General features: G+C 67.9%; 3 protein-coding genes. 1 reads left to right on the top strand and 2 read right to left on the bottom strand.

Annotated features, from left to right (window positions below):
- The coding region (locus SFU54_RS01140) for a hypothetical protein (RefSeq protein ID WP_319014480.1) at positions 1–261 on the top strand (261 nt) is incomplete at its 5' end.
- Positions 262–509: 248 nt separating this feature from the next.
- Here SFU54_RS01140 and SFU54_RS01145 read toward each other — a convergent pair.
- Complete coding sequence (locus tag SFU54_RS01145) at positions 510–1,547, bottom strand: LLM class flavin-dependent oxidoreductase (protein WP_319014481.1); 1,038 nt, start codon at positions 1,545–1,547, stop codon at positions 510–512.
- A gap of 204 nt (positions 1,548–1,751) precedes the next feature.
- On the bottom strand, positions 1,752–2,268 hold a 517-nt coding region (locus SFU54_RS01150; RefSeq protein WP_319014482.1), incomplete at its 5' end, for a DMT family transporter.

Genomic DNA, 2,268 nt, shown 5'->3' on the forward strand with positions numbered 1-2,268 from the left:
GGGGTCACGGGCCTCGCGCTCACGCCCGGGCCGCGCGGCGAGCAGCTCGCCACGTTCGCGGTCTCTGAGGCCGGGGTCGGGCAGCTCGTGCGGTGGCATCCTGTGCTCGACGCGAGCGGCGCGGCCGGGGTCGAGTCGTGGATCGTGCGGGACGAGTGGAGCGGCGCCGAGCAGCGCGTTGCCCGCGCCGAGCTTGAGGCGGGCATCCCGCTCGACACGGCGAGCGCCGACGGGCTCGCACTGAGCGTGCGCCCCGCCTAAGTCTTTCTCGGCGCGCTTGGCGCTGTGCTCAATCTCGGCGTCGGAGAGAACCATCTGTCTGAGCAATGTGCCTCTCGCGGCACATGCCGCGGTAGGCACACTGCCGGTGAAGAACCGACGCCCGCATCGCTTCATGCGACTTTCTTCTGTGAAGCAGCTTTGACGTCAATGCGTTGTGACGCACGTGTCTCTGCAGATCGCAGCGCGAGCGCTCACCGCCAGCCAAGACCGCGAACGGGCACGGCAGGCTACGCGAGCGAGGGCACGACCTCCGCGTCGACCACGGGCATCACGTGCTTGACAATTGCCTCGAGAATTCGAGCATTGAACTCGACGCCGAGTTGGTTGGGCACCGTGACGAGCAAGGTGTCAGCATCCCGAACCGCCGCGTCGCGCGCGAGCTCGGCGGCGATCACGTCGGGCTCGCCGATGTACGAGCGGCCGAAACGCGATTGCGCTCCGTCGAGCATGCCGACCTGGTCGCGTTGCGGCCCTTGCGCTTGCACGCCGAAGTAGTACTGCGTTTCGTCGTCGATGATGGGCAGGATGCTCCGGCTCACCGATACCCGTGGCGTGCGCGTGTGCCCGGCCGCGGCCCACGCGGCTCGGTACATCGCGATCTGCTCGGCCTGCAGTTCGTCGAACGGCACGCCGGTGTCTTCCGTCAGCAACGTGGAGCTCATGAGGTTCATGCCCTGCTCGGCCGTCCACACCGCGGTCGCACGCGTGCCGGCACCCCACCAGATGCGGTCGGCGAGGCCGGGCGACTGCGGAGTCACGGGCTGAGGCGCCGCGGTGCCGATCACGCGCGGGTTACCGGGCGCGAAGCCTTCGCCATCGATCGCGCAGCGAAAGAGCTCGGTGTGTTCACGCGCCATGTCGGCATCACTCTGCCCCTCGGCGGGTAGGTAGCCGAACGAGCGCCAGCCGTCGATGACGTTCTCGGGTGACCCCCGGCTGATGCCGAGCTGCAGTCGTCCGCCGCTAATCAGGTCGGTCGCGCCGGCCTGCTCGGCGAGCGACCACGGGTTCTCATAGCGCATGTCGATGACGCCCGTGCCGAGCTCGATGCGGCTCGTGCGGGCCGCTGCGGCGGCCATCATCGGGAACGGGTTCGAGTGGTTTTGAGCGAAGTGGTGCACGCGATAGAACGCGCCGTCAACGCCCACCTCCTCGGCCGCGACCGCGAGCTCGACGCCCTGCAGCAGCGCTTCGCCGCCCGTGCGGGTGCGCGAGCCGGTGACGCCCATCCAGTTGCCGAACGACAAGAACCCGAGTTTCGTCATACTCAGGTCAATGCGTGCGCATGCATCGTTATTCCCGAGCTCTTCTTCCGCGAGCCCTGCTCTCTGGGCCGGTGTTGCTGTCACTGCTATGTGCCTCTCGCGGCACATGCCGCGGCAGGCACACTGCGTAATCGGCATCAAGCGCGCCGAGCTATCGGCACAGCGCACACTGCGCAAAAGGAACAGCGCACGCCGCGCGGCCGGCTACTCGGAGGCGGTTGACTGCTCGCGATCGGGCGACGAGGCGCGAGCATCCGTCGCCGACGCTGCAGCAGCCCACACCTCGTCAGCGGTGATCGTGGCGCCCGGCCGTGTCGTCAGGTAGACGCCCGCGAGCACAATGAGCCCGCCGATGACCTGCCAGATGGTCAACGCGTCACCGAGCGCGACCGCGATGATCGCCGTAAAGACCGGCAGCAAGTTTAAGAAGACGCCCGTGCGCGAGGGGCCGAGCTGGGTGACGGCGACGTTCCACAGCAGGTACGCGAGCGCACTCGGGAAGACAATGATGATCGCGAGCCCCCACCAGCCCTCGGCGCTCGGCTGAGCCTGAATTCCCACGAGAGCCATGACGGGCGCGAGCATGAGCGCGCTCATTCCCACCTGCACGGTCGTCGCCGTGATGGGCGGCGTCTGGATGCGCCGGCTGATGATGACGTACGCCGTCCACGCGAGAATCGCCCCGAGAATGAGCAGGTCGCCGATCGCGACGCTGACGTCA

The organism is Microcella sp., from assembly GCF_033763155.1.
In the GTDB taxonomy this organism is placed as follows: domain Bacteria; phylum Actinomycetota; class Actinomycetes; order Actinomycetales; family Microbacteriaceae; genus Microcella.

Bases quoted from the DNA above. Each gene is read 5' to 3' on its own strand.
- SFU54_RS01145 (WP_319014481.1), bottom strand. From the start codon at position 1,547: ATGACGAAACTCGGGTTCTTGTCGTTCGGCAACTGGATGGGCGTCACC.